We start from the raw sequence: 5,195 nt of genomic DNA, 5'->3' as shown, positions 1-5,195 counted from the left end.
GTTCAGACGCATGTCGCGAAGGCTGGCACCCGTCATGTCCGTTCCCTTGAAGCTGATGGTGCCGCTGTCGGGCCGGACCAGCCCGACGATGGAGCGGCCCACCGTGGTCTTGCCACAGCCTGACTCGCCGACGATCCCGAGCACCTCACCCTCTGCCAGCGACAGCGACACACCATCCACCGCCCGCACCTGATATTTTCGGCCGGCGCGCCTGACGCTGAAGGAGACCTTCAGATCCCGAATGTCGAGGACAGCGTTGCCGTTCATCGCGGTTYCCCGGCATCCAGGGGGAAGGCGCAGAGCACCTCGTGTCCTCGAGAAACTTCCGCGCGCGGTGGGGCCGCGGTGCGGCACGTCTCGCGCACCGCTGCGCACCGTGAGGCAAAGACGCAGCCAGCGCCGACCGTGCCGGGTGCCGGCGGCTGGCCCGCTATGGTTGGCAGACGGCGCGCACCGGAATTCCGCGACGGCATGCAGTCCATCAGTCCGCGCGTGTAGTGGTGGCGCGGTCTGCCGAACAACGCCTCGACGCCCGCTGTCTCCACGATCCGGCCCGCATACATGACCGACACGCGATCGGCGAGCTGCGCGATCACCCCCATGTCGTGGGTGATGAACAACATCGCCATGTCGAGGCGGTTGCAGAGCTCGCGCAGCAGCCCGAGAACCTGTACCTGGATGGTGACATCCAGTGCCGTGGTCGGTTCATCGGCGATCAGAACCTGAGGCCTGCAGGCCAGTGCGATCGCGATCATGACCCGTTGGCGCTGGCCGCCGGACAATTGATGCGGATACGCCGACAGTTGCATTGCGGGATCGGGCATGCGCACCTGCTCGAGCAGCTCGCGCGCCCTGTCGATCGCCGGAGGGCCGGACAATCGATCATGCACGCGCACGGCTTCGGCGATCTGATCGCCGATCCGACGAACCGGGTTAAGCGAGGTCATCGGCTCCTGAAAAATCATTGCCATCCGGCCGTGGCCCGCTTCGACGCGCTGCCAGGGCTGCAGCTGCGTCACGTCGCAGCCCTCCAACAGGACCCGGCCGGCCCGGATCCGCGGACCGGGCTGGGGCAGCAATCCCATCACCGCAAGCGAGGTCATGCTCTTGCCGCATCCGGATTCGCCGACGAGGCCGAGGATTTCGCCCTTGCCAAGTTCGAAGGACACGCCGGCGACGATGTCGACCGGTGCAGTCTCCGGGCCCAATGACACCGTAAGGTCGCGAACGGACAGCACGATCTAGCCCTTCTCGCTAAAGAGCTGACGGAACCGAGGATCGAGACGATCGCGCAGTGCATCGCCGACCAGGTTGAGCGAAAATGCAGTCGCCACGATCATCATGCCCGGAAAGAACAGCAGCCACGGCGCGCGGGTGATGAAGGTGCGCGATTCCGCCAGCATGTTGCCCCAGCTCGGAATCTCCGGCGGAGCGCCCAGGCCAAGGAAATCGAGCGATGCCGCGCCAAGCTGCGCGAACGCGAAGACGAAGCTGGCCTGCACAAGAAGCGGTGAGACTAGGTTCGGCAAAATATGCTTGCCGATGAGCCAAGCCGTTCCGGCGCCCATGCTGCGGGATGCCTCGACATAGGTCTCCATGCGCAAGCGCAGCGTCAGACCGTAAACGATCCGCGTCGTGGTCGTCATGTAGCCGAGCCCGATCGCCAGAATGGCATTGGCCACGCTCGGGCCGAGGACGACGATCAGCCCAAGTGCGAGCAGCAGGCTCGGGAATGCCATGAGCACATCGACCATGCGCATCAGCAGGTGACCAAGCCGGGGGAACAGGGCGGACAGCACGCCGATCGGCACGCCTGTCGCAAGCGCGAACACGACCACGCCCGAACCGATCAGGAGCGCCATGCGCGCCGAGTGGATGACGCGTGACAAGGTGTCCCGGCCAAATTGGTCGGTACCGAACCAATGAAGCGCGTTCGGAGGCGTCAGTCGGATCGACGGGTCGATGGCGTAGGGATCGTAAGGTGCGAGCCAGGGCGCCAAAGTCGCGGCGAGTATGGTCCCCAGGAGGATGCCGAGCCCGAACAGTGCGATCGGGCGCGCGATGAACGGCTTCAGCCAAAGGATCGCGCCGTCACGGCTCATTGGAGTTCGACCCGCGGATCGAGCAGGCGATAACTCAGATCGACGATCAGGTTGATCAGGAGATAGACGACGACGATGACCAGAATGACGCCCTGGATCACCGGATAATCCCGGCGGAGGATCGACTGGACGACGAGGCGGCCGATACCCGGCAGGGCAAACACAGTTTCGGTCACCACCGCTTCGGACAGCAGCGCCGCGAAAGTGAAGCCGAATGCCGAGACCACCGCCAGGAGCGCGTTGCGCAGGATGTGCCGAACCACGACCTGCCAGGGCCTGATACCCTTTGCACGCGCCGTGCGCACGTAATCCTCGCGGGAGACGTCGAGCATGCTGGCGCGCGTCAGCCGCAGAATCAGCGCGGCATTCGGCGCCGCAAGCGCCAGGCTCGGGAGGACGAGATAGCGGAGATTGACGAGCCCGCCTTCGAAGATCGATGGATAACCGGAGCTCGGAAACCAGCCGAGCCACGCGGCAAAGATCAGGATCAAATAGAGCCCGACCCAGAACGTAGGAATCGAGGCCATCAGCATCGCCGCGCCGGACAGCCCCTGGTCGAGCCAGGTGCCGTGCCGAACCGCCGCGATCATGCCGATCGGCACACCGATGAGCGTAACCCAGATCATCGTCATGGTGGCGAGCAAGGCGCTGGTCTCGGCCCCATCGGCAATCACCGACAGCACCGGCGCCTGGAAGAAGATCGACCGTCCGAGATTGCCCTCGAGCACGTGGCCGATCCAGGTCAGATATTGCAGGATGATCGGTTGATCGAGGCCGAGCTGGTGTCGCAGAGCGTCGATCTGATCGGGGGTCGCGGTGTCACCGAGCAGAACATAGATGGGATCGCCCGGAACGATATGGATGAAGGCAAAGATGATAACGGACGCCGCTAGAAGCGTTACCGCCGTCGTTGCCGCGCGCTTGAGTGCGTAAGACCACATGTGATGGTGCAGCTGATCAGCGGCGACGAAGCGCGTCGGTGACGGCGCTCGACATTCCCAGCGGTCTCATTGTCCGTCCTTACTTGGTAGACACATTCCAGAACACAGGACCGTTCGGGTTCAGTCCCTTCAGCTTGGGAGACGCGATGTCATAGGTGTAGGCATCGCCCACTTTCATGACCGGCACCTGGTCGTAGATCAGCGATTGGATCTTGTCCCATGTCGACTTGCGTGCGGTCGGATCGGTCGATTTGATCAGCTCGGCCCGAAGCGAACTGATCTCGGGGCTGTCCCACCACCCGGGATAGCTTGCATTCAGGAACGTGAGGAGCAGCGGATCAGGCGAGAACGAATGGTGGGTGACAAAGATGTCCCACTGTTCCGGCTGGCCTCGCATCTTGAGAAGCGTCGCCCAATCGACGACCATCATCTGAACATTGATCCCGGCGTCGGCCAGCTGGCGTGTGAAGACCGAGGCTTCGTCATAGTGCGCCTGATAGTTCGTCGAGACCAAGAGGCGAATCGGAGTTCCTGTGTAGTCCGCCTCCTTGGCGAGTTCCTTGGCCTTCTTTGGATCGCGCGGGCTGTAGCCGGATACGCCTTCCGCCGAGTACCAGGGCGTGCCCTTGGGGAAGATCGATCCCTCGGCATTCCACAGGTCCTTGGAGCCGAAGGCGACGCGCAGGGCCTGCGACTTGTCCAGCGCGGTCTGGATGGCGCGGCGGAGCTTGTAGTTGTCCTTCAGGATTCCCTGCTTCGAGTTCATGAAGAAAAGGCCGAAGATCGGCGCGTTCGTACGCTGCACCTGAACCGACTGGTCCTTGCTCAGGGACTCGTACAGATCGCCAGAGATCATTTCCGCATAGTCGTAGTCGCCGGCCTGCACGCCGCTCACGCGGGTGCCGACGTCCGGGACCGGAATGAACCGGATCTTGTCGAAGATGGCGACGCGGGCGCCGGCGAAGCCGTCGCCCTTTTCCTTCACCGGCTTGTAGCCATCGAATTTCTCCACCTCGACATAGCGGTTCGGCCGCCACTCCACGAACTTGTAAGGCCCGGTACCGATATAGTCCTTCTGCTCGATCGGCCGGTTTCCGGCATTGGCGGCGATTTCTTCCGGATAGATCGCAAGGCCACCATTGACGTCCGCAATGAGATTCTTCCAGGCGCCGTTCGGCGCGGACAATTTCAGCGTGACCTCATACTTTCCGGTTGCCTCGACCGACGAGGCTGCGGCCATCAGGAGCTTGCCGCGCGCACCGAAGTTGCCCCACCGCGTCAGCGAGGCGGCCACGTCCTTGGCGGTCATCTCCTTGCCGTTGTGGAAGGGGACGCCTTCGCGGAGCTTGATGACGATGGTCTTGCCGCCGTCTTCCTCGCGATCGCTCTCGGCCAGCATCGGCCGTGGCGCATAGGTCGAGTCCAGCGCATACAGTGTCTCGAAGATGTGGCGGCCGATGACTGATGCGACGTCGGCAGTCGTCAGCATGACGTCGAGTGGCGGCGGTTCGCCGATGGTCGCTTCGCGAAGCAGGGTGGCCGCGCTGGCCTGTGCATTGAGAAACAATGCGGTGGCGATCCCGACGGCGCCACGCATCAAGACACTGAGGTCGCATCTCATGATCGCCCCTCCCACCTTGTTTCAGCCGCCTGCCTTCACGTGCAGGGGATGCGCCCTCAGGTGTCGACCCGGCGGCGCGTTATCGTTTGTTTGAAAGTTACATGCATAATATGCTAAGTTTCAAGTGGAAAATTGCCATTGATTGCCGATCTGTCGATACGTTGATCGGTCGAAGCTGAAGGTTTCTTACGGCGATCTCCTGGTTGGGGGCGCAGGTTAATCCGACCTGAGGAAGGGCGCGCATGCCGCGTGCGAAGCGAATTCACCCGGCGAAGTCCGCTGGGACAGCAGTCTCGACGCCGTCGCGCCGCGACGCGTTCGTGGCCGGCGATATCATCTCCGTCATCAGACAGAGTGCTCCGGGTCTCAGCCCATCGGAGCAGCGTGTTGCCATGGCGCTGCTGGCCGACGTCGAGTTTGCCATTCACGCGAGCAATGCGGAGCTGGCCCGCAGCGCGCGCGTCAGTGAACCGACAGTGACCAGGTTCAGCCGCTCCGTCGGCTGTCGCGGCGTCCGTGACCTCAAGGTGA

At 63.1% G+C, this 5,195-nt stretch carries 6 protein-coding genes; 1 reads left to right on the top strand and 5 read right to left on the bottom strand.

Features of this window, described 5'->3' with window-relative positions; genetic code table 11:
- The 5 genes from AC1D00_RS25515 to AC1D00_RS25495 all read right to left on the bottom strand — a co-directional run.
- Window positions 1-267: ATP-binding cassette domain-containing protein (locus AC1D00_RS25515; RefSeq protein ID WP_477012553.1), on the bottom strand; the 267-nt coding region annotated here is incomplete at its 3' end.
- Window positions 264-1,238: an ABC transporter ATP-binding protein gene (locus AC1D00_RS25510; protein ID WP_477012552.1), complete on the bottom strand. Its 975-nt coding sequence runs from the start codon at window positions 1,236-1,238 to the stop codon at window positions 264-266. The genes AC1D00_RS25515 and AC1D00_RS25510, both read right to left, overlap by 4 nt.
- Before the next feature lie 3 nt (window positions 1,239-1,241).
- Complete coding sequence (locus AC1D00_RS25505; protein WP_477012551.1) at window positions 1,242-2,102, bottom strand: ABC transporter permease; 861 nt, start codon at window positions 2,100-2,102, stop codon at window positions 1,242-1,244.
- Window positions 2,099-3,043 carry an ABC transporter permease gene (locus AC1D00_RS25500; protein ID WP_027548223.1) on the bottom strand — a complete coding sequence of 315 codons (945 nt, stop codon included), beginning with the start codon at window positions 3,041-3,043 and terminating at the stop codon, window positions 2,099-2,101. Before AC1D00_RS25500 ends, AC1D00_RS25505 begins: the two co-directional genes overlap by 4 nt.
- A 79-nt stretch (window positions 3,044-3,122) precedes the next feature.
- Window positions 3,123-4,664, bottom strand: a complete 1,542-nt coding sequence (locus AC1D00_RS25495) for an ABC transporter substrate-binding protein (protein ID WP_477012550.1) — start codon at window positions 4,662-4,664, stop codon at window positions 3,123-3,125.
- A gap of 242 nt (window positions 4,665-4,906) precedes the next feature.
- Between AC1D00_RS25495 and AC1D00_RS25490 the strand changes: the two genes are divergently transcribed.
- A partial coding sequence (locus AC1D00_RS25490) for a MurR/RpiR family transcriptional regulator (RefSeq protein WP_477012549.1) occupies window positions 4,907-5,195 on the top strand: 289 nt, incomplete at its 3' end.

Source organism: Bradyrhizobium sp. P2_E8, from assembly GCF_056403875.1.
This window is presented reverse-complemented; position numbering and strand designations above follow the sequence as displayed.